Annotated in this window: 24 protein-coding genes and 2 other annotated features; of the genes, 10 read left to right on the top strand and 14 right to left on the bottom strand. The window is 43.4% G+C overall.

From position 1 onward, the window contains the following. Positions 1-965 precede the first annotated feature (965 nt). The 7 genes from ribD to BC8716_RS07340 all read right to left on the bottom strand — a co-directional run bounded on the left by ribD (position 966) and on the right by BC8716_RS07340 (position 6,483). Entirely contained in the window at positions 966-2,069 is a 1,104-nt protein-coding gene (gene ribD, locus BC8716_RS07315; RefSeq protein WP_094424522.1) for a bifunctional diaminohydroxyphosphoribosylaminopyrimidine deaminase/5-amino-6-(5-phosphoribosylamino)uracil reductase RibD, read from the bottom strand. Between the two features lie 112 nt (positions 2,070-2,181). Next, on the bottom strand, positions 2,182-2,481 hold the full coding sequence (locus BC8716_RS22755; RefSeq protein ID WP_257006648.1) for a GNAT family N-acetyltransferase: 300 nt from the start codon (positions 2,479-2,481) through the stop codon (positions 2,182-2,184). Next, positions 2,463-2,915 (bottom strand): hypothetical protein, encoded by a 453-nt coding sequence (locus tag BC8716_RS22760; protein WP_257252280.1) that lies wholly within the window; start codon positions 2,913-2,915, stop codon positions 2,463-2,465. The genes BC8716_RS22755 and BC8716_RS22760 overlap by 19 nt, the downstream gene beginning before the upstream one ends. Before the next feature lie 110 nt (positions 2,916-3,025). Further along, complete coding sequence (locus tag BC8716_RS07325) at positions 3,026-3,430, bottom strand: hypothetical protein (protein ID WP_094424523.1); 405 nt, start codon at positions 3,428-3,430, stop codon at positions 3,026-3,028. A 319-nt stretch (positions 3,431-3,749) separates the two neighbouring features. Continuing rightward, on the bottom strand, positions 3,750-4,136 hold the full coding sequence (locus tag BC8716_RS07330; RefSeq protein WP_094424524.1) for a hypothetical protein: 387 nt from the start codon (positions 4,134-4,136) through the stop codon (positions 3,750-3,752). A gap of 12 nt (positions 4,137-4,148) precedes the next feature. Beyond that, positions 4,149-5,804, bottom strand: coding sequence for a DUF6792 domain-containing protein (locus tag BC8716_RS07335; protein ID WP_094424525.1), 1,656 nt, complete (start codon positions 5,802-5,804; stop codon positions 4,149-4,151). Between the two features lie 10 nt (positions 5,805-5,814). Then, a complete protein-coding gene (locus BC8716_RS07340) occupies positions 5,815-6,483 on the bottom strand; it encodes a YvcA-related protein (protein WP_257252596.1) in 669 nt (222 codons plus the stop codon). A 505-nt stretch (positions 6,484-6,988) separates the two neighbouring features. On the opposite strand from BC8716_RS07340, the gene BC8716_RS07345 reads away from it, so the two are divergent. Continuing rightward, positions 6,989-7,438 carry an AraC family transcriptional regulator gene (locus BC8716_RS07345; RefSeq protein WP_094424526.1) on the top strand — a complete coding sequence of 150 codons (450 nt, stop codon included), beginning with the start codon at positions 6,989-6,991 and terminating at the stop codon, positions 7,436-7,438. 250 nt (positions 7,439-7,688) lie between these two features. Beyond that, positions 7,689-7,910 (top strand) — a binding site (T-box leader). A 39-nt stretch (positions 7,911-7,949) separates the two neighbouring features. Then, positions 7,950-8,175, top strand: a binding site (T-box leader). Positions 8,176-8,228: 53 nt separating this feature from the next. Then, positions 8,229-10,142: a threonine--tRNA ligase gene (gene thrS, locus BC8716_RS07355; RefSeq protein ID WP_094424527.1), complete on the top strand. Its 1,914-nt coding sequence runs from the start codon at positions 8,229-8,231 to the stop codon at positions 10,140-10,142. 168 nt (positions 10,143-10,310) lie between these two features. On the opposite strand, the gene BC8716_RS07360 is transcribed toward thrS, so the two are convergent. Next, the gene (locus BC8716_RS07360; RefSeq protein WP_094424528.1) at positions 10,311-10,892 is read right to left on the bottom strand and encodes a GrpB family protein; all 582 of its coding nucleotides are present in this window, start codon (positions 10,890-10,892) and stop codon (positions 10,311-10,313) included. 287 nt (positions 10,893-11,179) lie between these two features. On the opposite strand from BC8716_RS07360, the gene BC8716_RS07365 reads away from it, so the two are divergent. Further along, on the top strand, positions 11,180-12,106 hold the full coding sequence (locus BC8716_RS07365) for a DUF2268 domain-containing putative Zn-dependent protease (protein WP_094424529.1): 927 nt from the start codon (positions 11,180-11,182) through the stop codon (positions 12,104-12,106). Then, positions 12,081-12,854, top strand: coding sequence for a MerR family transcriptional regulator (locus tag BC8716_RS07370; RefSeq protein ID WP_094424530.1), 774 nt, complete (start codon positions 12,081-12,083; stop codon positions 12,852-12,854). The genes BC8716_RS07365 and BC8716_RS07370 overlap by 26 nt, the downstream gene beginning before the upstream one ends. Before the next feature lie 396 nt (positions 12,855-13,250). Here BC8716_RS07370 and zwf read toward each other — a convergent pair whose 3' ends face one another. After that, positions 13,251-14,681: a glucose-6-phosphate dehydrogenase gene (gene zwf / locus BC8716_RS07375; protein WP_094424531.1), complete on the bottom strand. Its 1,431-nt coding sequence runs from the start codon at positions 14,679-14,681 to the stop codon at positions 13,251-13,253. Between the two features lie 196 nt (positions 14,682-14,877). Continuing rightward, positions 14,878-15,219 (bottom strand): winged helix-turn-helix transcriptional regulator, encoded by a 342-nt coding sequence (locus tag BC8716_RS07380; protein WP_062744830.1) that lies wholly within the window; start codon positions 15,217-15,219, stop codon positions 14,878-14,880. Between the two features lie 187 nt (positions 15,220-15,406). Here BC8716_RS07380 and hxlA point away from each other — a divergent pair, with 187 nt between their 5' ends. Beyond that, positions 15,407-16,039, top strand: a complete 633-nt coding sequence (hxlA, locus tag BC8716_RS07385) for a 3-hexulose-6-phosphate synthase (protein ID WP_062744832.1) — start codon at positions 15,407-15,409, stop codon at positions 16,037-16,039. 2 nt (positions 16,040-16,041) lie between these two features. Further along, positions 16,042-16,602, top strand: coding sequence for a 6-phospho-3-hexuloisomerase (hxlB, locus tag BC8716_RS07390; protein ID WP_094424532.1), 561 nt, complete (start codon positions 16,042-16,044; stop codon positions 16,600-16,602). Positions 16,603-16,789: 187 nt separating this feature from the next. On the opposite strand, the gene BC8716_RS07395 is transcribed toward hxlB, so the two are convergent. Next, the gene (locus BC8716_RS07395; protein WP_157730369.1) at positions 16,790-17,698 is read right to left on the bottom strand and encodes a diacylglycerol/lipid kinase family protein; all 909 of its coding nucleotides are present in this window, start codon (positions 17,696-17,698) and stop codon (positions 16,790-16,792) included. A gap of 95 nt (positions 17,699-17,793) precedes the next feature. Then, positions 17,794-18,444 carry a DUF421 domain-containing protein gene (locus BC8716_RS07400; protein WP_094424534.1) on the bottom strand — a complete coding sequence of 217 codons (651 nt, stop codon included), beginning with the start codon at positions 18,442-18,444 and terminating at the stop codon, positions 17,794-17,796. A gap of 117 nt (positions 18,445-18,561) precedes the next feature. Between BC8716_RS07400 and BC8716_RS07405 the strand changes: the two genes are divergently transcribed. The 4 genes from BC8716_RS07405 (at position 18,562) to BC8716_RS07420 (ending at position 23,919) form a co-directional block, all read left to right on the top strand. Beyond that, positions 18,562-19,182 carry a flavin reductase family protein gene (locus BC8716_RS07405; RefSeq protein ID WP_094424535.1) on the top strand — a complete coding sequence of 207 codons (621 nt, stop codon included), beginning with the start codon at positions 18,562-18,564 and terminating at the stop codon, positions 19,180-19,182. Positions 19,183-19,398: 216 nt separating this feature from the next. Then, positions 19,399-20,334, top strand: a complete 936-nt coding sequence (gene murB / locus BC8716_RS07410) for a UDP-N-acetylmuramate dehydrogenase (RefSeq protein WP_094424536.1) — start codon at positions 19,399-19,401, stop codon at positions 20,332-20,334. 154 nt (positions 20,335-20,488) lie between these two features. Further along, positions 20,489-22,207: an ABC transporter ATP-binding protein gene (locus BC8716_RS07415; RefSeq protein ID WP_094424537.1), complete on the top strand. Its 1,719-nt coding sequence runs from the start codon at positions 20,489-20,491 to the stop codon at positions 22,205-22,207. 89 nt (positions 22,208-22,296) lie between these two features. Beyond that, positions 22,297-23,919: a catalase gene (locus BC8716_RS07420; protein WP_094424538.1), complete on the top strand. Its 1,623-nt coding sequence runs from the start codon at positions 22,297-22,299 to the stop codon at positions 23,917-23,919. Positions 23,920-23,980: 61 nt separating this feature from the next. Here BC8716_RS07420 and BC8716_RS07425 read toward each other — a convergent pair whose 3' ends face one another. Together BC8716_RS07425 and BC8716_RS07430 are read right to left on the bottom strand one after the other, a co-directional pair. Continuing rightward, complete coding sequence (locus tag BC8716_RS07425) at positions 23,981-24,529, bottom strand: DinB family protein (RefSeq protein WP_094424539.1); 549 nt, start codon at positions 24,527-24,529, stop codon at positions 23,981-23,983. 104 nt (positions 24,530-24,633) lie between these two features. Further along, positions 24,634-25,836 carry an MFS transporter gene (locus BC8716_RS07430; protein ID WP_094424540.1) on the bottom strand — a complete coding sequence of 401 codons (1,203 nt, stop codon included), beginning with the start codon at positions 25,834-25,836 and terminating at the stop codon, positions 24,634-24,636. Positions 25,837-25,887 lie beyond the last annotated feature (51 nt).

Here is a 25,887-nt window from a genome sequence, read left to right on the forward strand (position 1 = left end):
ATTTCGCCAATCCGTTTTTGTGCTTCTCCACTTCCATCCATGACTGTTTCTAAAGCAATTGTTGGCTGTTTGGTATATCTCAATAGCGAACGATCCTGGGAAAACGAAGCTGTTCTTATAAGATGTCCTACAGCAACTCGCTTTTCCTGTTTGTCTAATGAAATAAAACCAATCTTTTCGGAATCGTTCTTGCTAAAAGCGTTTATCTATGAAAATAGCAATCTATTTTCAATTTAATTCGCTTCCAAAAACACGTCAAGCGTTCTGAAGAACGACACGACTAGTCTCTCGTTTTATTCCTTTAAAATGGAGTTAATGTTTATTTTTACTATTTTGTAGTCCTTATGAACAGGTTCTTTGAGATCATTTTTTTGGATGCGATAATGTGTTCTTTTTTATCGGAAGAAACGCTTAATCTGTTGATATTAGTGAGATGATGGAGTTTGTTTGTTTTTATTAATTGGTAATTAAGGCGATTAGTGGTTTGGAGGGGATAGGGAATGAGACATCATTATTTTCTTTTATTTTACAATTGGATTTTAAAGAGGCGTAAATTTTGTCATATTACAGGGCATTTTCACTAAAAAACCCCCTGTTTATTTGGCTATTTGTTTATTAATGGGTCAAAGGAAATGGCGATAATCGTGGAATACGTTTTTTACGTGTGTAATTGGTAAGAAGTTATGTAAGGCCAGCGAAATAGAAATCGAACCTGCCAGCAACCATGTATGATTTCTCGTACCACTTAATGAGCTATAACGGGAAGATATACCCCCTCCCCTATGCTTTATGCCGTGCTAAAACTGCTATGTGGTTACTTGGGAGGTCTTATCATTTTTAGTAAGGAGCAATGGGGATGAGGAAGAGAGTGTGATGAATTTGCTCGTCAAAGTCGATAAGGGGGCCCACACATACATTTGCAGCGGCTAAAAGGTCTCTCCTAACCGCTGCGTATTTTAAACAGTCTAGTTCGCCGTCTTATCTGAAATGACATAGGCAGTTAGTTTTACGTCCGGCCCGATTTGCGTGGCTTCACTAAAAACAAGCGGCAACGCATCAGCCATTTTGCCAATGCCGCTTCCTTCTAAAAAGGTTGGCGCCAATGCGCCGCCAATGAGCTTTGGCGCCACATAGACGATTAGTTTTTGCACAAGCTGGGCTTCAAGAAAAGCGGCATTCAACGTTCCCCCTGCTTCGAGAAGGGCAGAGGAAATCGACTCTTTGTACAAATACGCCATCATTTCCTTGAGATCGACTTTCGTTGTCCCGCTCGTTTGTACGAGGCGGACGCCGGCCTTTTCCAGCCGCTCCTGCTTCTCTGGCAAATGCTTAGGTTCCGCTGCCGTAAAAATCCATGTCGGGGCAAGGCCATCTGTCGTTACAATTGAATCGACAGGTGTGCGCAAATGGGAGTCAACAATCACTCGGATCGGGTTGCGACCATTGGCAATTCGCGCCGTCAATGAAGGGTTGTCTTTTAAAACAGTGTCAACACCAACGATAATCGCTTGGTTTTCTGTACGCAGGCGGTGGACATCTTGGCGCGCTTCACTGGAAGTAATCCATTTGCTGTCGCCTGATTTTGCAGCAATCTTTCCATCCATTGAGACAGCTGCTTTTAGCGTCACGTATGGCATACGATGGACAATCGAGTAATTAAACACGTCGTTTAACTGCACCGCTTCTTTTTCCAAGATGCCGGTTTGAACATAGACGCCGCCTTCCTCAAGGATACGTACGCCATTACCAGAGACCAAGGGATTTGGATCAAGGGTAGCAATTATCACTTCCTTGACGCCAGCTTCCACTAACGCGACAGCGCAAGGACCTGTCCGCCCTGTATGGGAACAAGGCTCTAGCGTAACATAAGCAGTGCTGCCTTTCGCTTCAGAGCCAGCCATGCGCAACGCGTTTATTTCTGCATGGGCTTCCCCAGCTTTCAAATGGGCGCCCACGCCAATAATCCGTCCTTCTTTTACAAGCACGCAGCCGACAAGAGGATTTGGGTCTGTTTGCCCCTTCATTGCTTTAGCGTTGTCTAGTGCTAATCTCATATAACGTTCATGCATTCGATCAAATCCTTTCAATAGAGGCCATTCTGCCCGGTGCGTGGAATAGGTAAAAAGAAACGAGGCCCGTTTTGCCCGCGTACAAAGCTACATACAACAGATTCCCATTAAATCAAGCAATCGTAAAATTACTTCCATAGTAGGCTAAACCTAATTTACTTGCAACGCTTTGAGAGGAATGGTTTTCCGCTAACGTGCTATATAATGGCAAACAACCCAACTTCCGTACAGCGATCGCCCAGGCAGCAACAACGGCAGGCGCAAACCCATTTCCGCGATATTCCTTTAATGTTTCGATTCCCGCTTCATGCGCGAAATTGGTAATACAAACGCTTTGGCAGATGGAAACGGCTATATTTTGATGGACAAGGGCAACGCAAGGTTGAGACACATCTAATTCAGGAATAGCCACTCAAAATCACGTGGCAACCAGTTAGTAGCATTTTCACGCGTGAGGCTTTTGACTTGCAGTGAGGAAGTGACGATTCTAGGGACAAAATAGCACGGTCCCATTGTATATTGTTGCCCATGAAGGAGAGCCATGTATTCTGCAAAGTACTTTGGCTTTGCTGGGAACTCACTTATGGAGGGCTCTTCTAAAGACAACTCTTGTAAACGCTTAGCAGTCTTGTCTGCTACATCATAGCGAAATCGGCAAACGGCCTTACCGTCAATCGTTCGGCCTAAGAAAAATGTAGGAGCGGGATCAATTGGATCCAAATTTTCGTTTATTGTTAACAGCCGTGAATGTTGATCGTGGACAAACAACGCTTCAACATGATACTCCATCAATTTGTTAGCAGTGTTTTTCCAGTTTGCTTCATACAAGTCGTCCAATTGGTTCATTGAAGATGGATCCTCTCTGTTTGATTGAATAAAAGGATAAATAAAAAGATGGGTCAATTAAAACAGTGGGAATGCTGAATAGCTTCTATGATTCCGATACATAACAAATTTTACTCAGACTCGTCTAGACGCAATAATTCCTTTATGCGCTTCGAGTCATTTTTAGAGACTGAATAATACTGATCTTCTTCAATACCCCGACGAAAAGTGATAGTAGAATTATTTTCAAACCAAAGATAGACCATCATCACCATCGTCGAGTTATCCCAGTTATTTATATGGATCACACTATTAGGATATCCCTCTGTAGAGGCCGGCTCTTCGCTAATAGCCGACTCATGAATAATGGTCTTAAACTCATTAATTGTGTCTGGGTCTTTGATTGTCTTCTCCTCGTTAAAAACAATTTGATCATCACTTTGGTAAGAACCGATTAACAACTCCTCGCCGTTTGAACACCCGGACATAGACATAAAAAATACCACTGCTAAAAGAGCGCTAATCTTCCAATGCATAACGACCCTCCTTTTATTAAAATAATACAATATAATCATCCACTTGGAAGTAGTTAGAAGAAAAAGAATAAGAAATGCTATCCTATTTTGGTGAATATGGGTTTGAAGGGGGCTGTGTTGCTATTTGTCTTTCTAAAGAGCATTTTAATTTACGCTTTTGTAGTCGGAATAGTTCCCGTGTCTTCTTTCTTACTGGGAAGGAACGGAGGAAAGATAGTTAGGAGAAGAATAAACGAGGAGGTGAATTGAAGTGGCGGAACACTAGTCTACATAGACAGAGTAAAAGGAACAGCGCACCGTTTCTCTGCACCATTCCTTTTCACAAAAGGCCAGGCCCTCTGTTTGACAAACGCTCAGTAAGCCGGTCCATTGCGTCTTGGTCCATTTCTGTATGAATGTCGTACTTTTGTTTATGGTAATCAGCGACAGTGTTCCCTAACGTTGCAGTATGGAGGAAAATGGCATTACGAACAAACAATCCTTTTGTTTGCTCGGAGGAAATCTGGAATTCAAGGCGTTCCCTCAAACGATCAGCAAACTTGCCTTCTTGCCCTTCAAGGCATGTTAACGCATGGATAAGTTGGTCGGTGCCTGTCTCCATTTGTTCTTGGGCACGGTTAGGCTGTCGCCGTACATCTTCTTCAAAGCCACTTTGATTAAAAGGAAAGCGGTGGGTGCCCACATTCGGATTCAGCCAATCAAACAACGATATTCCCCCTCACTTAATTGATTGGGCCAATGCTTCATCAGCCGCAAACAATCCACGCAAATTTTCTTTGTAGTCAAGCACCAATTGTTCCAGCTCGCGCATATCCAACTCATACATTTCAATGATTCCGTCGATTTGTTCAATCGCACTGGCGGGAACAGGATCAAACTCCTTCCGGAAAGTCACCCCTGTTGGCTTGCGGATGGCATCCTTGGAATACGTATGGCCTGCTTCTTGCAAAAACGCTCGCCAATTCGCTTCTTTATTGCTCATCATGCCTTCGACCCGTTCCCGTTGTTCAAACACCCGTTCATGAAGTTCCATATTACGGTAGTGGTAAAGAAGACCAAGAGCCTCGCGCTTTTGTTCCAGTGCCCCTTCCATGGCCTGCAACGCGTTAACAAGACTGTCTTCATCAACCAAAATGTGTGTGCCTGTCCCAGGCTCAAGTCGATACGTAACTCGTTGTTGGCCAGGCTGGTCATACAGTTCAATTAATGCCTGGATGCTGTGCAAGTCAAATTGCTCCTTGGCATTGATCACAGCAAGCACTTTTTCATAGACGGCTGTATTTTTTAAGGCCCATAACCCGCCGACGATATGGCCGAGTCCTACCTCCTCTTTCAGGCGCTCTTTTACAGATTCAGGCATGCCTGAAAGTGCTGCCCACGGATTGTCTTTAGCTGTGCCGATTAATTCCGAAAGCTCGGCAACCGTCATTTCCTCGCCAATGATCGTGATAAATTGCAAAAGATGATTGATATTGGCGTTATAGGCAACCCGATCTAAATCTGCATTTATGCCAAGTCCAAGAGAAACAAACGTACCAAACATAGGGGGTCTGGAAAATACCTCCGTTAATCCAGGCCACGGCGTCCTTGGCGTCAGCACATCAGGAAATTCAGGCGTTTCCATATCGCCTAAGTAATGAATGGCTGCCCCTGGATAAAACGTATACGGAATCGATTGTGCGTAAAGAGGCTCCCCTTTCACGCGTGTATGGCTAATAGTGTTCGCTTCAGCGGCATAAAAATCGCGAGCAAGAAGAACAAGCTCTTCTTGGGGGATGTCGGAGATGTTTGTTGTTCCTATATTTTGCATAACATGGTCTTTAAAGTATTCATCAAGCCTAGCAAGTTGCTTTAGGTTAACGGGCGCATCATTCAGACCGCGCACATCATCAAAGTTTTTTTCAATTAAGGCGACACTAACGATTAAATGGCCTCCAAGGGAATGGCCATCACCGTAGCGTGTAATTTCGTCACCATTTGTCTTTTTGGCAATATCTGATTCAACCCTGTTATAAAAGCGGCGAGCATCATCGATTTGCTCATCTGAAACACCTGCAACAACACCGAAAGCATCGTAAATGACATCTTCGGGTGCGTCGAGGTCAACTTCAGTGCCGCGAAAAATGTAGTAAACGTCGTTAATGCCTTTTTCTTCGTTGTGGTGGTGGATCGCAGCGCCGTCAAAGCCAGACTCGTTGCCGATAGGGGAGTCAATATTTTTGCCGCTGCTTTTATATATCGTAATGTCGTTGTAGTCGATGTCAGTAATGTTATAGGAATGGAGCACTTGTTTAAAGGAGTCAATATCTAATTGCTTTCCGTTTTCATACTGGAGAGCGGTAATAGAATTGCGGGTGTGGTCCTCAAGACCCATCTAAATTCACCTACTTTTGGAAACGAATGCTTTGGATAATAGTATCGAAAAAACTGCTTTCTTGCTCATTGTTGATGGCACAGTCTTTTTCATCTTTGCAAAATATACCATACTTAACAACAATAAATTGTTTGTAATCCAGACTTTGAACCAAGGCAAAATACCGATTAGCAGGGTGTGTTTCCGGGTCATAGATAACCCCTTTTTTATCTTCCAATGTTAGATAGGATGAGCCGTAATAAATGATTGTTTCTTCAGTTTGAAGTTTTTCATGCTGGTCCTTGAATCCAAGATCCTTTAGTAAAATTGCTAATTCTAATTCGCCGTCATACTCCGTCATATTGTCACGGTATTTTAACTGAATAAATCCCGAGAATCCATTTTCATTTAAACGTCTTTGATCTTCATAAAAATCGAGAAATTCAAAATGGTCTTTGCTCTCGTACAGGGTAGGATCATCTTCAATGTAATACCCCGCAGGAAACCACATGGAAAAGTTGTTTTTTTCTGACCTGAAATAATGGAACCCTTCGTCTGTTTCAACATCTGGGTCAAGAAAGCTACTTGTAAAATCATCTGTTAAGGCAATATCGTCTGAACCGTTGAGTGCGAACCCCATGGCCACCCCTCCTCCTAATACAATCAAGACAACGATCGGAATCCAAATGCTTTTTTTCATCATCTATCCCACCTTCGCTCTCGCCATGTGGTGCTTAGTTTTATCATAGAAAAGACAAAGGGAAAATTCCACTAGTACCTGCAATAAATGGGAGAAAGGCACTTTGTGCGTAGTGAAATAGTCTTGATTTTTGAGCGTGTTGTTAAAAAAGGAGTTAGTGTTTAGGAGGGGAAAGCAACTGAGTGTGATGGGGAAGTTTTGTGTCGCATTCTAACCGTGGGATTGCCAAGGTTGGTCTCATGGCCCGTCTCTTTTTCACCTACTTTTTGAAGCGAATGTTTTGAATACGGTTCATTATTGTCCGTCATTATGGGCGGTGGGCTATCCCTTTTCAACTAACGGCCTTTGTTTAGAGATGATCTCCTTTTAAAAGAGTTATAGGGGTCTTCAGAATATATAGTGGACTAATGGATTAATTAAACTAATATATCAGAAATAGTTTTAAAAAATAACTTGAAAAATATTTTAAATCGAATTACTTTATCTAAGAAAGGAGAATTAAAATATGAAAATAACTATTGAAGAAGTACCTGAATCCAGGATTGCTTATTTCCGAAATGTTGGGGAGTATGGTGAAAAGCAAAACAAAAAATTAATGGAGAATTTTAAAAAGTGGGCAAAATTAAATGGTGTGTTTGATGATTCTATAATTTTAGGCATACCGCAAGATAACCCAGAGATTACGCCTAAAGAGGAATGTCGTTATGATGTTTGCGTTGTTATAAATAAAGGTTTTAATGTGGAAAAACCAGCTCATATTGGAGAATTTTCTGGTGGGAAATACGCTGTTTTTTTGCTTGACCATACAAAAGAGGCAGTCAGTGAATTTTGGGGCAATATTTTTTCTGAGATAGAAAGAAATAATCTATCAATAAGAGAACAACCAATTATAGAAAGATATACTTCACAAATGATTGATAATCATTTGTGTGAAATATTAGTTCCTATACAGTAACGAAGCAGGGACATTTCCTACCTTCTATTTAAAGGACGAACAACTGACACACCTACTATGTATTTCAGATCTAACTGCAGGAACCACCATAAGAAAATGACACAGATATGATGTTTAAATGTTATAACTTTAATATCCTATTAATTTTGAAATTTATTTAAATTGGATCTACAAAAAGCGAAAAGAAGGGTTGCGGTTAGGAGACATTTACTGTATCATGTAAAACAATTTAATGTTATCGTTTGATTTTTTAAAAGCACTGATAAGGACATGAGTTACTTTTTACGGTTTCCAGAGAGGGAAGGAGAGCTGAAATCTTCCTAACGCAGGAGAGTAACTTACCACCTTTGAGCTGTATTGGAGAATGAAGTACCCAATACCGTCTATGCTACGTTACAGCACCAGAGCCGTAAGTTCTTTTTACTTATGGGAAATTGGGTGGAACCACGGGTAGAACGCACTCGTCCCTTCTTGGGGGATGAGTGCGTTTTTGTTTTTACAAAATTACAAAGCAAAAGCGATGAAAAGGACAGGAATTATTTTTACGGTTTTCAGAGAGGGAAGGGTAAGCTGTGATCTTCCTAGCTTAGGAAAATAATTTACCACCTTTGAGCTGTATTGGGGAACTTAGTATCTAATACCGTTTATGCTACGTTACAGCACCAAAGCCATAAGCTTTTCTTTTTAGCTTATGGGAAATTGGGTGGAACCACGGGTAGAACGCACTCGTCCCTTCTTGAGGGATGAGTGTTTTTTTATTTTATTTACTTTAAAAGGAGTGTTTCTTGTTATGAGTGAACCATTAATAGCTATTCAATTTCCAGATGGAAAGAGCAAGCAATTTCCGCAAGGTGTAACACTAGCTGAGCTTGCACAATCCATTAGTCCGAGTCTTTACAAAAAGACGATTGTTGGATGTATAAATGGTGTGCCTTCCGATTTAGCACATCCAATCACAGAAAACGCTCATATTTCCTTGTATGATGTGGCTTCAAAAGAAGGAATAGAAGTGCTTCGTCATTCAACAGCCCACTTATTGGCACATGCATTAAAGCGATTATACCCGGCTGTTCATTTAGGAGTGGGTCCTGTCATCGGAGATGGATTTTTTTATGATGTTGCGTTGGACCAACCGATTACCGTGGGTGATTTGCCAAAAATTGAACAGATGATGAAGCAAATCATCAAAGAGAACATGGAGATAACACGTAAGGAAGTTACGCGCGAAAAAGCTAAACAGTTGTTCAAACAGGACCCTTTAAAACTTGAGTTGCTTGAAGATATACCGCCAGATGAAACAGTGACTGTGTACGAACAAGGTGATTTTTATGATTTATGTCGTGGTCCTCATATACCTTCAACAGGCAAAATCAAGCATTTTAAGTTAACGAAAGTGTCTGGTGCATATTGGCGGGGCAATAGCGATAATCAAATGCTTCAACGTATTTACGGTGTTGCGTTTGCGACAAAAGATGAGTTACAAGATTATTTTGCCTTTCTAGAGGAAGCTGAAAAGAGAAATCACCGTAAGCTTGGAAAAGAGCTGGAATTGTTCATGTTCTCAGAAGAAGCTCCAGGAATGCCTTTCTATCTTGCCAATGGTCAAATTATCCGAAATGAGCTTGAATCTTTTTTGCGAAATCTTCAAGCCAAATACGACTATAAAGAAGTTCGCACGCCGATCATGATGAATCAACGGCTATGGGAACAATCTGGTCACTGGGATCACTACAAAGAGAATATGTATTTTACACAAGTGGATGAGCAACAATTTGCGCTAAAACCGATGAATTGCCCTGGCCATATGCTCATTTTTAAAAACGGGCTGCATTCGTACCGAGATTTACCAATTCGCATGGCAGAGTTTGGTCAAGTGCATCGTCATGAATTCAGTGGTGCCTTGAATGGTTTATTGCGTGTCCGTACATTTTGCCAAGATGATGCCCACATTTTCGTAACACCGCAACAAATTGAAGAGGAAATCACACTTGCATTAAAAATAATCGACCATGTCTACCAAGTATTTGGGTTTAAGTACGAAATTGAATTATCGACACGTCCAGATGATTTTATGGGGAGTGAAGACCTTTGGGAGCAGGCTGAAACTGCTTTAGAGAATGTACTGCAAAAACTTAATTATGCTTATAAAGTCAATGAAGGCGATGGGGCGTTTTATGGTCCGAAAATTGATATTCACATTAAAGATGCCATTCAACGCAGCCACCAATGCGCCACGGTTCAACTTGATTTCCAACTACCTGAAAAGTTTGATTTATCCTATATAGATAAACAAAACGAAAAAAAGCGTCCAGTTGTTATTCACCGAGCTGTATTTGGTTCAATTGACCGTTTTTTAGGAATTTTAATCGAACATTTTGCAGGTGCTTTTCCTGTTTGGCTTGCGCCGGTACAAGTACAAATTGTCCCTGTTTCCCACGTTCACTTGGACTATTGTTTAACGATACAATCAGAACTGAAACAAGTAGGGGTAAGGGTAAACATGGATGAAAGTGATGAAAAACTAGGTTACAAAATTAGAAAAGCACAAATGCAAAAAATCCCTTATACAATCGTGCTAGGTGACAACGAATTAAAAGAAGAAACAGTCACGGTTAGACAGTACGGGAAACCGGAAACAGAAAGGGTTCCTTTTGAATATTTTAAAGAGAAACTTGTGCGACAGATTAAAGAACGGAGCATTTAATAAGAATTATTAAGACTCAGGGCCGCAACAGCATGTTAACAACCGTTCCTGCTATTAGCCTTTCAGGAGGGGATACCAGGTAATTGTGGGGTATAGCCAACATGAAATGGCTGTACCCTTTGTGAAGAAAATATATAGTGATCTTTTATTCAAACCAAGATAAAGTTTCTACTCAACCGAGTTTGCTCGCTCCATGATTTCCTGGACGATCGCACTTTTCGCATCAGCATAATGTTGTACGTGGCGCCATTGACGTTGAGCAAGGTGGCGTTTGACGCTTGCGTACTTATCCCGGTCGGCATTGTTGCTTCGGAGCCAATCACGGAAACGCAACATTCTATTGACTTCAGAAGCGCCTTTGCTGAATACATGCAGGTTGATGTCTGTGTCTGGCCCTTTCAACAAGCGATGTTCAAACCATTCAGGTTCCCGAATGCGTAGTGTGTAACCAGCTTTTTCTAAGTCCGGGACATAAGTCGTCTCGTTAGCGGAATCGATGACAACTAGTAGTATATCAATGATAGGCTTGGCACAAAGGCCTGGAACCGAAGTTGAGCCAACATGTTCGAGTTGCAATGCCTTGTTTCCGAGCACAGAACGAATTCGGGTAGCCTCTCGATCGAATTGATTAGGCCACTCTGGATCATACTCTAGGAGGGTAACGGGCGCATTGTGGGGTTTACGCTCACCAACTGTGACCTTTTGAAGATCTTCATCACTTTTACGTGGCGGGTTTGAATGACTCTGCATGAGATCACTCCCTAGTTATCAGTTTAGCATTTCATCTTACCATAACGGTTGAAAAAAGTTGAGCCGTTATTCTCCTTCAATTTCGCCGGCCAGTTCGTAATAGCGGTAAAAAAGTCCGTACCATCTTTGATTGTTAACGCGTGTTTGCAAAATAATCTGAGTGGTACAGTCGGGGCCAGCTGTATGAGTGGGTTTCGAGTTTTCATTGACAATAAAAATGAAGGCTTGACTCTCACGTTACGTAATACTTCACACTTTGAATGATCAAAACGTAGAGGTGAAACGATATGAACATTCAAGCACTGCGCTCAGACCACATTTACCGCCAAGTTATGCAAGTTCCGCTAGCAGAGAAAACAGAGTTATACCGGGAAGAGATGCTGGCTCCGTTCATGAAAAAATGGGAGACTCAGCATGTTCCATATAAGGCTGCTGATCCAGGCGGTTTTGACGTGATGACAATCAATAATTTCATATTCCGTGCGCCGGAAGAGATAACGCCTGAGATTTCCACGGAACTCGAACTTATATCGTCCGATGCATTCTGGCAGGAATGCGAAGCAGTTGTAGCCCGGAGCCTGGGCCAATTTACAGAAAACGGCGTGAAACTCCCGGTATCCGAGTACTTGTTCACCGTTCTTCTAGGCAACCCGAAGAGCCAGTCTTTGTTGCTAAACGAGGGGTACAGCGGCGACGGGGGAATTCCCGGATACATTTTGTGCACATTGCTTCCAAATGCTTATACGCTGCCCCGCATGAAGGCAGCACTGGCGCATGAAGTCAATCATAACGTACGTTACCAGTATATCCAGTGGGACCACACTGTTACCCTAGGCGAGTTGATCGTTAGCGAAGGGCTGGCGGAAAATTTTGCAACACTGCTGTACGGGGAGGAGCTTCTCGGCCCTTGGGTGTCGAAGACAGGCGCCGAAACATTAAATCGCCAGATCAAACCTGTATTGAAGGAACAGCTGGATGTAACGGGGTTTGACCAAATTGCTCCGTATTTGTACGGCGACGAATTGGCGAAGCTTCAGAATTTCACGCCAGTCGGCATGCCTTATAGCGCGGGTTATGCTTGCGGATATTATTTAGTACAATACTATCTAAAGAAGACGGGAAAATCGATCGTCGAAGCGACCATCACCCCAGCCGATCAAATCCTGGACGAAGTCAGGGGATACTGGAATGAAACAACGATTATTAGCGGTTAAAGACATCGTGCACATCACCGGCATTACCACCAGAACCTTACATTATTATGACGAGATCGAGCTGTTGAAGCCCACGTTCGTCGCCGACAACGGCTATCGCTATTACGATCAGGAAGGCTTGGCTAAACTGCAGACGATTTTGTTCCTGAAGGAAATGGATGTGCCTCTGAAAGAGATTGCAGCTATCTTGAAGCTTCCGCTTGAGGAGCAACGCGAAGTATTAAAGCAGCACAACGATACGTTACGTTTGAAAAAACAGCGCTTAGAGCGGATCTCCACGGCATTGGAAGAGTTTGTGGCTGGAAAGGATGTTTACCATCTAAGCATTTTCAATGATTCTGCGATTTTGCCCTTGCCAGAGCAATATGACCGAGAAGCGAGGTGGCGCTACGGTGAGACGGAGGCTTACCAATCCTTTGAGAAGAAGCTGCAAGAACTGTCTCCCATCGACAAAGAACGCCAGTGGCACCAGATGGAGGGCGTGTTCCGAAAAATTGCCGCCTGCATGCATTTCCAGCCGGATGCGGTGGAAGTACAGCAACTCGTCGATGAGTGGCGGGGAATCCTCGAGCAGTCGATGCCATGCGACGGGCACTTATTAATGTGCATCGCCAACACGTACCAAGCCGATGCCCGATTCAAGCAGTATTTTAATTCGTTCAGTGAGCAAGGAGATTTAGCAGCATTCATGCATGAGGCGGTTATGTATTATGTGCAGGGATTGGGTGAAAGTAAGAGAGAGAAGTGAGATGTGGCGGTATATGGAAAAGACAGATCGAATGAATGATAGAGTAGATAGTTCAAAGTCCGATAAAAAGCATATTCTGCCTTGGGCCAACCTGAAAGGGTTGGAAAAAACCTAGTGTAGGCGGTGCCTGTTTTGGCGACGAGGAACTAGAAAAAATGAGCGACCTGGAGTTGGGAGGAAAACCCCTCCAGCTCCAAAGTCAGTCGGTCTGGACATGCCTATCCAGGCTTAGACAAGTGTTGATTCTCTATGAGCACTTGCGAAACAGATCCAGAGGTTTCATTTACTAAGAGACTTCCCTCAGTTTTAGATGGTCAGGTGATAAATTTTATACTGCTACTAGATTTAAATAGATCTTCCTAAACGCTTTAAATTGGTTCTTTTTCTGTCTTCAAATTACCACCATTTGTATCCGTGTGTATTTACTAATTGATTTGCTGCTTCTGGTCCATTGGACCCTGCTGGATATAGATGAAGGGGGATGGCATTAGTCTCAAAATTCTCGATGACTGGTTGAACGGCTCGCCAAGCTAGTTCTACTTCATTCCAGTGTGTAAAGTAAAAGGGATTGCCCTTTATTGCATCGGCAAGCAAATATTCGTAAGCCTCTGGGATCTCTCTATCACTGGATGAAAAATTAATCTGAATGGGCTCTAACTCACCTGTTAGTGGGTGTTTGCTGTTCAATTGAAGAGTGACACCATCATTCGGGTTGATCCTAATAATGAGGAGGTTTGGTTCTCCTTCATTCGTCTTCCCAATCAAGTTTTTAAATTCAACGACAATCTTCGTCTCTTTTTTATTGAGTCGCTTGCCCGTGCGAATAAAGAAAGGGACGCCTTCCCACAAAGGGGTTTGAATGGTAAGTCGAGCAGCAACAAATGTATCAACCGTTGAGAATGAATCGACGCCTGCTTCTTCTCTATAGCCTGTAATGACGGAATGATGATCTACATCTAATCGTGAGTACTGTCCCCGGACCACATCACGCTCTGGTATGATTTGAATGGCTTTCATTAAGTTAATCTTTTCACTTCGCAGTTTAGCTGCGTCTTCTCTCTCGGCCATTTGGACAGCCGTCATCATCACTAATTGCAGCATGTGATTTTGCACCATATCGCGGAGCGCGCCAGTTTGCTCATAATACGCAGCTCTTGACCCAACTCCTACCGTCTCGTTCGCGGTAATCTGCACATTCGAAATCATGTCTTTTCGCCAGATTGACTGCAAGATCGGATTGACGGAGATAAGTGTTTCAAGATTTTGAACCATCGGCTTCCCGAGATAGTGGTCAATCCGGAAAATCTCCTCCTCACTAAACGCTTGCTGAACAATGTTGTTTAATTGCCGAGCCGATTGAAGGTCATGACCAAATGGTTTTTCAATCATGACTCTTTTCCATCCCTTGGTGTTTGCTAAGCCACTTTGTTTGATGTTTGTTGTAATTACATCAAACAATTCAGGAGCCACCGATAAGTAAAAGATTCGATTTTCTTGAAGCTTATTTTTCGATTCTAATCGTCGTACATGAGTGGATAGCTCCTGGTAGCTAGCTTCTTTCGTCAGATCCAAGCTGATATATGAGAACTGTTTTACAAATGCCAACTTCTGTCGCTTATCATCGGTTGAATGTCTTGAAAATTTATATAGAGAATCAATGATGTTTGCTTGATACGCTTCTTTTGAGAGCGGCTCTCTCCCAACACCTATAATAGTAAACGATGCTGGAAGCTTCTTGTCCATATAAAGATTAAAGAGGGCTGGATAAATTTTTCGATTTGCCAAATCTCCAGTTGCTCCAAATAAAATAAATGATGTGGATTCCATCTAAAACGCATCCTTTGTCGTAAAAAATAGATTCACCTTGCCTGTCTGGACTTAGTATAGTCCTCGTGTTCAGATCCTGTAAGTACGCACTTTTTTTGCAGATAGTGTGCAATTTCTTACTATGTGTGTTAAAGGGAACGACAAAAAAGCCGTTCTCCTTAATTAAGAAGAACAGCTACAAATCGGTTGCTAACAATCATTCTTTTTCTAATACATTCTCGATGTAATCCCTGCCCCATTCATACATCGCATCTAATATAGGCATTAAACTTCTTCCGTGCTCAGTAAGGGAATATTCAACCTTAGGTGGAACAACAGGATACACTTCACGGTGAAGAATTTGATGATCCTCTAGTTCGCGCAGTTGATTCACTAGCATTCGTTGGGTTATTCCAGGCATCAGGGCTTTCAGCTCTCCAAAGCGTTTAGTCCCTTCTTTGCCTAAATGCCAAAGAATCAACATTTTCCATTTTCCTCCAATGACTGATAGAGTCAGCTCTTTTTCACAATTAAATGTTCGTTCTCCTAGATTAGGCATAGCGTTCATCCCTTTAACGATTAGTCAAAGTATACTTTTATACACTATATGTGTTAAATGTGCGTACTTTCAAACTTAATGTGTACTTAGTATAATGGCATCCAGGCAGCGAAGTAAATAGTCTAACCGAAATTGGCAAGACTAGGTACGCTCTGTCAAATCACATTTACTAAGGGAGATTGTGCACATGAAATTACAATTAGCATTAGATCTTGTTAACATACCGGAAGCGATTGAGCTTGTAGCGGAAGTTCAAGATTCTATTGATGTAGTAGAAATTGGAACGCCAATCATTAATAGCTTAGGTCACGAAGCTGTACGTGCAATGAAAAAGGCTTATCCAAACTTAACAGTCCTGGCAGACGTGAAAATCATGGATGCTGCTGGATATGAAGTACAACAAGCATCAGCTGCTGGAGCTGACATCGTAACGATTCTAGGTGCAGCAGAAGATAGCTCCATCCGTGGTGCTGTTGAAGCAGCTAAAGAAGAAGGAAAAGAAATCCTAGTTGATATGATTGCCGTGAAGGACATCGAAACACGTGCAAAAGAATTGGATCAGCTCGGAGTAGACTATATCTGCGTTCATACTGGATATGATCTTCAAGCAGAAGGAAAAGATTCTTTCGAAGATCTTCGCAAAATTAAAACTGTCGTTAAAAATGCAAAAACAGCGATCGCTGGCGGTATCAAGCTTGAGACTCTTCCAGAAGTAATCAAAGCTCAACCAGACCTTGTCATTGTTGGGGGCGGCATTACGTCTAAAGAAGATAAGAAAACAGCTGCACAAGAAATCAAAGCACTTATCAACCAAGGGTAACCATGAACACCACTGAGTATCTTAAGGCGATTATTCAGGAGCTCCATGGAACGGTGCAAGCCATCTCTGAGACGGAGGCTGACCAGCTAGTCGAAGCCATTTTTAAAGCGAAAAAAGTCTTTGTAACGGGGGCTGGTCGTTCTGGCTTTATGGGCAAATCGTTTGTCATGCGCATGATGCATATGGGCATTGATGCTTATGCAGTCGGGGAGACAGTGACAGCGAATCTTGAAGAAGGTGACCTACTGATAGTTGGGACCGGCTCAGGAGAAACGAAGACCTTGATTCCAATCATAGAAAAAGCGAAAAGTTTGGGCGGTGCAGTCGCTGCAGTGACACTATCTCCAGAATCTACGATTGGAAAACTTGCAGATTTAAAGGTGATCCTACCAGGAGCACCAAAGGATCGAGAAGAAGACAGCCAATACGAAACCATTCAACCAATGGGCTCACTTTTTGAACAAACCTCTCTTCTTTTCTATGATGCAGTGATTTTGCGTTTTATGGAGAAACGAGAGCTGAACTCAAAGCAAATGTATGGCAAGCACGCCAATCTAGAATAAGAGAAGAAAACAAGCACCTTCGCGTTCACTGCAATGTAGAGTCGAAATCGAAGGTGTTTTTCTCTCCATTGGATACCTAGGCCATTTCCAAACGATCATCGTATGATCTCGCTACCAACCACCGCTTAACATCTTTCTTTTAACGCCAATGATCAAACAAACCGGTTTCCCTGTCCTCATCGCTCCCTTAGTCTTTTTCTTGTTGTCCTGTAATAAAAGCAAGGGCCTGTTGATGAAGTGTATAGGAGACGGGTGTCTGTTCATTGATTTCGCCGTCGCTGTCGACATCGAGCGTTTGGCGGCATGTGAGCGTAAATTGATTGAGTTCGAGTGCTTCGATCCCTTCTGCGTCGTTAAGCCAATTTTCATCGGTGAAAGCGTGGCTGTACATATTTTTTAAGAGCGTGAAGCCTGCCTCTTTGACAATAAACAGATGAAGTTTGCCGTCTGATAGGGAGATGTCTTTTAAGAATAGGCCGATTGTGCCAATGTATTGGCCGTTCATCGCTAAGATCATAACGGCATCGCCGCTATATGTTTCTCCTTTTGCTGTTGTGATCGTGTACGAAAATGGTTTTGGTTCTTTGATCGATCGAATTGCGCTGATAATATACCCAAGTTTTCCAAAACGTGCTTTTGTTTCTGCTTCTATTTCTTTTGAAGCCTCGACAATCATGCCTACTCCAGAAAAGTTGGCAAAGTAGCTGTCGTTTTGTTGGCCGATGTCAATCGCAACAGTTGTGCCGTTTACAGCTGCCGTGAGGGCGTCGTCTACTGTAGGAATTTGCAAGCCTCTAGCCAAGTCATTGCACGTGCCAGCTGGCACAATTGCCACAGTTGGTTGGTTGTTTCCTGCCATCAACCCGTTGACGCATTCATGGACGGTGCCGTCGCCGCCAACAATGATCAATAGTTCGATGTCCTCAGGCAACTGTTTGCATCGTTGTTTTGCTTCGCCTGGCGCTTGCGTCTGGATCAATGTCAGCTCTATTACTTCAGGGGCGAGTGTTGCCAATGTTTGTTGCAGCAGTTCGTTGACGTCTCCTTGCCCTGCGTTCCTATTGTAGAGCAGAATGGCTTTTTCGTAACGGGGCATGCCATGTCCACCTTTCAGCTTAAGATCACTTTCCAATTGGCAACGAAGGAATCGTTTTCCATGCTTTGTCATACATGTACCCGTTTTTTAGCATTTTAGTCTGTATTTGCACTGTTTTTCTTTTGGATGAAAAAGTTTCCTTGGAAACGACTGCAATAAAACACATGGCGAATGTCGTGAATGCCCTCCTTGCGCAATGCTTGGTGAACCTCTTCTTCAGGAATGTCGAGAATGTCTAAATGCTTATGTTGGAGGATGCCATCCATAATAAGCGGGAGTGAAAGGGGGCTGTTGTCGTCTTTTTTAAATACAGACAATGAACCAGATGACTCTAACAGCGCCCAATCCACTTCTTGAATGTCGGCAATGTCTTTATCACGCAACTGCATCATAATGTCATCGATATTGTAGTTTTGTTTCAACAAATTTTCCTCAATAAAAACGCCATCTCGTATTAACAGTACCGGTTTGCCATCAACGACGTCGCGGAAACGCTGATTTTTGACTTGTACATAGGAGAAAACACGGGATAACAATATGAGCAGCGCAATCGGTGTAAGGCCGCGAATGAGGGGCATTTTTGTATCTTCAATTAAAATGACAGCTAGCTCTGCGACCATGATCGTAATAATGATATCAAGGACGCTGACTTCGCCGACGTCCTTTTTGCCTGTTAAGCGGAAAAAAAGCAGGACTGCAACAAACATAATGATCGTTCGTCCTGAGATGGAAATGAGCTCTTCCACTTTCTATCACCTCAGATTCAGTATTGGCGAAAGCGGACGAAGGTAAACGTGAACCTTTTTCTTGAACCAGTCTACAAAAACAGGGACAATGAACAAAAGGCAAATGGAGGGGATGTTATGCGTTTACTGCGAATGGACGAACTATCAGCAAGAGACCGCTACCGCTGGATGAGCGGGGCCATTGTGCCTCGCCCGATCGCGTTGGTCACGACGCTAACGGAAAAAGGAGGCGTGGTTAATGCCGCACCATTCAGCTTTTTTACGATGCTTGCTAGCGATCCGCCGCTTTTGTCCATTGCTGTAGGCAGGCGTGAGGGGCAAATGAAAGATACGGCGCGTAATGCGGTGGCCATGGAAGAAATGGTGATTCATGTCGTCAGTGAAAAAATCGTCGCCGATATGAATGAGACAGCAGCAACGCTTGCGCCAGATGAGAGTGAGCTGGAACGGACGTCTTTTCATTTGACGGAAAGTGTTACGGTCTCAGTGCCGGCAATTAAGGAAGCCCGTATTCGATTTGAGTGCAAGCTCGAATTCCACTTGCCGACCAAAAACGATGCGGGGGAGCTTTCATTTGATTTGCTTATTGCTCGTGTCTTGGCTATGCATATTGCAGAGGACGTTGTCGATCAAGAAGCGAATGGCGTCGACATGGACGCTCTTCAACCTGTTGCCCGATTAGCGGGACCGAACTATGCAGGGCTAGGCGCACGTTATTTCCTTAAGCGGCCAAAATAGCTTCGTAAAAGTCTGTGAAAGTAATGAAAAACAGATGAAAATGATGTATGGTCTGTTTTTTTTTGCGCAAATCCGTCATAATGAAGGAGCCGCGATCAGTGAAAGAGGAAATGCTTCCTAAAAATAACTGACGCACGACAAATGAGGATGGCGCATATATAGCTCATATAGGCGTCCGTCATTTTTTTGAAATGATTAGGTTAGAGGAAGATGATGATGAAACGATATATTGAAGTATGCAAGCCTTTATGGACGTTATTACCAGAAGGAACGATTCATGAAAATGAGCGATTATGCAAACATACGTATACGCAAATGGGCGGCGCAGCCGATTTGTTTATTACGCCCCAATCGTATGAGGAAACGCAAACCGTTTTGAAATTTGCCCATGAACATCGGGTGCCTGTTACGTTGCTCGGCAATGGGTCGAATGTCATTGTAAAAGACGGGGGCATTCGTGGAATTACATTAAGTTTAAAAAAACTTAATACGATCACATGCACAGGAGCGGAGTTAGTTGCGCAGACGGGAGCGACGATTATTGAAGCGTCACGGAGAGCCCGTGATGCGGGGCTGACTGGGCTTGAGTTTGCTTGTGGCATTCCCGGCACGGTAGGTGGTGCTTTTTATATGAATGCCGGCGCTTATGGCGGACAGATCGCCGATGTGCTTGAAAGTGTATTGGTGTTAACAGAACAAGGGGAATTTAAAACGCTCTCGAAAGAAGAGTTTGATTTTGATTACCGCAAAAGTGTGTTCTCAGCAAAACGTTATATCGCCTTGGAGGGCACTTTCCGACTGCAAACAGGCGACAAGGCGCAAATACAAGCGAAGATGGATGAGTTGACGATTGCGCGTGAAACGAAACAACCACTCGAATACCCTTCATGTGGTAGCGTATTTAAGCGTCCGCCTGGCATGTTTGCCGGCAAGCTGATCCAAGACAGCGGCCTCCAAGGGACACGCATCGGCGGAGCGGAAGTGTCAAAAAAACATGCCGGCTTTATTGTCAATGTTGATAATGCGACTGCAACAGAGTATATGAGCCTTGTCCGCCATGTTCAGCAAACGGTAAAAGACAAGTTTGGCGTTGAGTTGGAAACCGAAGTGATTACAATTGGTGAAGACCTCGAAGAACCTGTTAGCGATTAGTTAATAGGTTTTTCGGTGCTGCCCGTTGTGTTAGAAGGGCTGCGCTGCTAACTAGTGCCAAATGTATGAATGTTTATTTTGCAATTCAAAACGGTTCTTGGTTAAATAAAAGAGGGGGTTGCCGGCCTGTTAGATCAGAAAGAAGGTTGGAGCAATGATTAAACGTTTTTTTTCCTATTATGTACCGCATAAAAAGTTGTTTTTTATTGACTTTTTCAGCGCCATTGTCGTCGCTGTTTTAGATTTGTTTTTTCCGATTGTCGTCCAATGGTTCATTAACACGCTTTTGCCACAACAAGAGTGGGACAAGGTCGTCTGGGTTTCAGGGGGGCTGTTGCTCACCTATTTAATCAGCGCGTACTTACAGTACAATGTCAATTTTCTTGGGCATAAACTCGGGATTCACATTGAGACGGACATGCGCCAAGACTTGTTTGAAAGCATCCAGCGCCAATCGTTCCGTTATTTTGACAATACGAAAACTGGCCATATTATTAGCCGCATTACAAATGACCTGTTTGACATTGGCGAATTAGCGCACCATGGCCCAGAGGACTTATTTATTGCGTTAATGACGTTTGTAGGTGCTTTTGGCATTATGTTTTATGTGAACCCGACGCTGGCTATTGTAGCACTCGTATTTGTACCGTTCCTGATTGCCTTGATTACTTATACCAATATTAAAATGAATCAGGCATGGTCGAAAATGTATGCGGAAATTGGCGATGTCAATGCCCGTGTAGAAGACAGCGTTTCTGGCATGCGTGTTGTCCAATCGTTTACGAACGAAGCCCATGAAGTTGAAGAGTTCCGTAAGAATAACCGCCGTTACCAGAAGGCAAAAGTAGGCGGCTACAAAGTAATGGGCTATACCTCTTCGGGCATCTTTTTAGCAACGCGACTGATGATTTTATCTGTGCTCCTTGTCGGTGCATGGCTGCTCTATACTAATTCCCTTGATGTTGGCGAGTTTGTTCTCTTCATTCTCTACATCAACATTTTGTTCAAGCCGATTGAGAAAATTAGTGCGATTTTAGAGCTTTATCCAAAAGGGATGGCCGGCTTTAAACGTTTCACTGAAGTCCTTGATACAGAAGTAGATATTGAGGACAAGCCAGACGCTAAAGTGGCGCCTGTGCTCAATGGCGATATTGAATTCCACAATGTCACGTTCAGTTATGAAAACAATCGGCCGGTTCTTAACGATCTCAATCTCTTTATCCCGGCTGGAAAAACGGTCGCCTTTGTTGGTCCGTCTGGCGCTGGGAAAACAACGATTAGCTCGCTCATTCCGCGCTTTTACGATGTAGACAGTGGCGCTATTACCATTAATGGCACCGACATTCGCGACATGACGAAGAAGTCCTTGCGTTCGCAAATTGGCATTGTCCAGCAAGATGTCTTTTTATTTAGCGGCACACTAAAAGAAAACATCCGCTATGGCAAACTGGATGCAAGCGACGAAGACATTTACCGCGCCGCCAAGTTGGCGAATTTGGACGGGCTCATCGAATCGCTGCCGGAAGGCTATGAAACGCAAATCGGCCAGCGCGGCTTGAAGTTGTCTGGTGGACAGAAACAGCGGATTGCGATTGCGCGCACATTCTTAAAAAATCCGCCTATCTTGATTTTAGACGAGGCGACTTCTGCATTAGATACAGAAACAGAAGCGCTTATTCAAGAATCATTGCAAGAGTTGGCGGCAGACCGGACAACGCTTGTTATCGCCCACCGACTAGCAACGATCCGCCATGCCGACCATATTGTCGTCGTCACGAAAGACGGCATTGCCGAGCAAGGGAATTACGAAGAACTAGTCGCCAAAAATGGCGTGTTTGCGACTTTAAACAATGTCCAGTTGACACATGTGTAAGCAGAGGGAACACCCCCTCTGCTTTTTTGCATAGTTTTACGTCTATTGGAAAAGCTAGGCTGGAATAAAAGGAAGGAGTTGGCTAACCAATGGATGAATCAAAAAAGTCGCCTTCGTTTGGAACCAATGTAACGGGGCAAGGCGATGCGCTTGATCAGCGCAAAGCCGCAAATGAAAAGGACGATACATTAACCACCCGTCAAGGGCATCCCGTGAAAGACAATCAAAATGTACGCACTGTCGGCAACCGCGGGCCTATGACGTTAGAGAATTACGATTTTTTGGAGAAAATTAGCCATTTCGACCGGGAGCGTATTCCCGAACGAGTTGTCCATGCCCGCGGTGCAGGAGCACACGGCTATTTTCAATCGTATGGAAAAGTAGGAGATGAACCAATTTCCAAATACACAAGAGCAAAAGTGTTTACAAACACGGAAGTGAAAACGCCTGTATTTGTCCGGTTTTCATCTGTTATACATGGCATCCATTCCCCCGAAACACTTCGTGATCCCCGCGGCTTTGCGGTGAAATTTTACACAGAAGACGGCAACTGGGACTTAGTTGGAAATAACTTGAAGATTTTCTTCATTCGCGATCCGCTAAAATTTCCAGATATGGTCCATGCGTTTAAACCGGATCCAGTAACGAACCGGCAAAGCATGGAACGGTTTTTTGATTTTGTCTCGCAAAGCCCAGAATCGACCCATATGATCACGTTTGTGTTCTCCCCGTGGGGCATTCCGGCAAACTACCGGAATATGCAAGGATCGGGTGTTCATGCGTATAAATGGGTCAACGAGGAAGGGAAAGCGATGCTTGTCAAATACCATTGGGAGCCTGTACAAGGAATCAAAAACTTGACCCAAAAAGAAGCAGAGCAAATTCAAGGAAAAAACTTCAACCACGCGACGCAAGATTTGTATGAAGCAATTGAAAAAGGCGATTACCCTGAATGGGAACTTTATGTGCAATTGATGGAGGACGGCGAACATCCAGAGCTTGACTTCGATCCTCTTGACCCGACTAAGCTTTGGTATAAAGACCAGTTTCCTTGGCACAAAGTCGGCAAGATGGTGCTCAACAAAAATCCAGAAAATTATTTTGCGGAAGTGGAACAAGCCGCCTTTGGTACTGGCGTCCTTGTCGATGGCCTTGACTTTTCCGATGACAAACTGTTGCAAGGACGCACGTTCTCCTATTCGGACACGCAGCGTTACCGCGTTGGCCCGAACTATTTGCAACTGCCAATCAATGCCCCGAAAAAACGGGTAGCGACCAACCAACGAGATGGGCAAATGACATACCATGTCGATAGTCCTCCAGGAATCAATCCGCACGTTAACTATGAGCCATCTGTACTTAATGGTTTAAAGGAAGCAGAAAAAGTCGGCCCAGACCACACGCCGCACGTATCAGGCGAAGTGAAATATGAAGCGATCAGCCGCCCGAACAACTTCGGCCAAGCAGGGGAAACGTATCGCCGCTTTTCCGATTGGGAACGGGATGAGCTAATCGCCAATTTAGCTAATGCCCTGGCGGATGTCGATAAAAGGATCCAAAAGCAAATGATCGAGAATGTGACAGAAGCGGACCGCGACTACGGCAAGCGTCTAGAAGAAGCGATCAAACGTGTTCAAGAAAGCGTAGACGACAAAGAAGGACATGCGGTCAAGGAAGCGGAACAAGAAGGAATGCCATCTGATCCTTATTAAAAAAAACGTACGCGAAAAAAGGAAAAACCGTAGGCGTCAATTCGACACCTACGGTTTTTTATCAATCGAACTTGTAATACTTTTTGCAAAGTTGAAAATGGTGATTTTCATGTATACAAAGCAAATGTATACTTTGTATTAAATTAGGATAATCGGCGATTGGGTCTGGATAGCGAATATGGCCAGCAATTTCGTCTTTTATTCGATCAAGCATGTTCTCTAATTGTTTTGTTTCGGCGTCTATGCTTGTCACTAATTGAGGGAATGAGGTGTTCTTTTGGATCTCTTTTGGCGGTATTAACACACTTGGTGCTTTCATTGGGTTGTGATGCTTTTTATGATATTGCTTGTATACGTCTTTACTGTGCGTTTCATAAGGCTTGTTTTTCATGATTGCGGCAATTGGCTTTGACAATGGCAAATACAGCTTATTTAGCTGTTTAAAACGTTTCACCATTAAAAACAAATGGTAATACGTTTCTCCAAACGACCATTTATCTTTACAAGGTCTTTTCCATTCTTCCCCTTTAAAAGGCTCCATCGCAATCGACATTTCATCCCTTTGCTTGTAAAGTGTGTGAAAATGCTCTTCCATATAACTGCTCCTCATAACGCCTCCTCGTAATGCTCTAATAGGAATTTCGCTTTGAACAACAGTTGAAGATCGCCTATTAGCGACCCTCAACCGGCTTTCAACTAGCTTCGACTTTTGTCCTAAGAGGCTTCGTCGCTTTTGCTCGTCTCGTTCTTGGCTCGCCGCAAAAGTGGCATTGTAATCGCCAAAGCGAGAAGCGAGACGATTCCTGCTAATGTGAAAATATGAGCGATGCCAATATGTTCAGCAACAAAGCCTGCGCCGTACGGGCCAATAAAAATGCCGATTGCATAGACAGATTGGTAGAAACCCATAACAGACGTTTTTAAGGTAGGCTGCGGGAGTGAAGCAATTTGTGAGAGCAAAAGCGGCAATACTACGCCGACTGTTAAGCCAATAACGCCGTGCAACAGACTGATCGTTGCCAGTGTCGTAGCAAACGGCATACAAAAAAAAGTGAAGCAAGCGACAATGAGAGAGAGCACAATCAACCGAATTTCATTGCGCTTTGAAACATTGAAAAAAGCAACTCCTAAAGATGCAGCAGCGTGTGGAATAAAGAAAGCAGCCATTAGCCAAATAAGCTGGCCTTCACGAACGCCGTGGGCATTTGCATAAACAGGCGTAAACCCAAAAATAGAAATAAACAACAGAGCGTGTGTAAATAATGAAACAAACGTTAACGGCAGCAGGTGTTTGATTGACAACACTGCCTTGACTTGTTTCCCTAAACGTTGAGATCGATGATTCTCTATTTCTTGCGGCACTTCCTTAATAAAGAGGGCAAATAAGAGTCCGATTCCTGCCGCGACAATTCCTACCCAAAACGGAATGCTCCAGCCAAATTGTTCAACGAGAATGCCGGCTGTTACCATGCTGAGAAATTGGGGCATGACCGTCAAAAATTGCAATGTTCCCATTGCTCGGCCAGATTGGCCTGGATCAAAATAGTCTGCGTACATAATTGTCGCCATCACCCACATGGCAGCAGTAACGCCTGCTAGCAAACGTCCTGTCAAAACCCATGCAAACGAAGTCGACGATAGTAAGATGATTCCGCTTAGGATAGCGACTACAAAGCCGCCTACATAAAAATGCTTGCGTAAATGTCGCAATGAATCAAGCAAGACACCAAGTGGAAAACGGAGCAATACTTGCGTAATGCCGTAACTGCCGAGAATAATTCCAATCGCCGCATACGTAAAGGGGATTTGTTCTAAATAAAGGCTAAATATTGGCACATAGCTGTAAGTGCATAGCCAAAAACAGAAAACAGACGCCAAAAAGACGAGATGGTGTCTTCGTTTCAATGCAATAGACACGGGCATTCCTCCTTGCTTTCATCCATCATCTTACCATCTTTTGGCGTTTTG

This window comes from Shouchella clausii, assembly GCF_002250115.1.
GTDB classification, from domain to species: domain Bacteria; phylum Bacillota; class Bacilli; order Bacillales; family Bacillaceae_D; genus Shouchella; species Shouchella clausii.